Annotated in this window: 1 protein-coding gene; it reads right to left on the bottom strand. The window is 60.7% G+C overall.

Annotated elements, in window-relative coordinates; all coding sequences use genetic code 11:
* On the bottom strand, positions 1-369 hold a 369-nt coding region (locus tag DKT72_RS19060), incomplete at both ends, for a hypothetical protein (protein ID WP_220628173.1).

Raw genomic sequence — 369 nt, 5'->3', positions numbered from 1 at the left:
CATCGTGTGCTGGATGATCAGCGTGGACAGGGAGCCGCCGAGCAGCACCACGGCGATGCCGACCACAATGCAGTATCGGGTGAGTGTGTTGACGGTGTCGATTTGGTCGGCCAGCGACAAGCCGATGTACACCACGGCACGGTCCTTGCCGTTTTGCTGGAAGGTCACCGGCAGAATACGCCATGGTGCCCTCGCCGTGACGATGGCGGCATGGTTGGCATTGGCAGTGGGGTTGGCCAGTACCTTGGTGATGGTGTCAGAGGAATTGGAGTTTCCGTTGGCCGGATCGTTCTGGCTGTCCGCACTGTCGGACTGCACCGTGATGATCTGCTTGGCCACCGCCTGCGTAGTGAATGCCTGACCGAGCGT

The organism is Confluentibacter sediminis (assembly GCF_003258355.1).
Taxonomy (GTDB): domain Bacteria; phylum Bacteroidota; class Bacteroidia; order Flavobacteriales; family Flavobacteriaceae; genus Confluentibacter; species Confluentibacter sediminis.
This window is presented reverse-complemented; position numbering and strand designations above follow the sequence as displayed.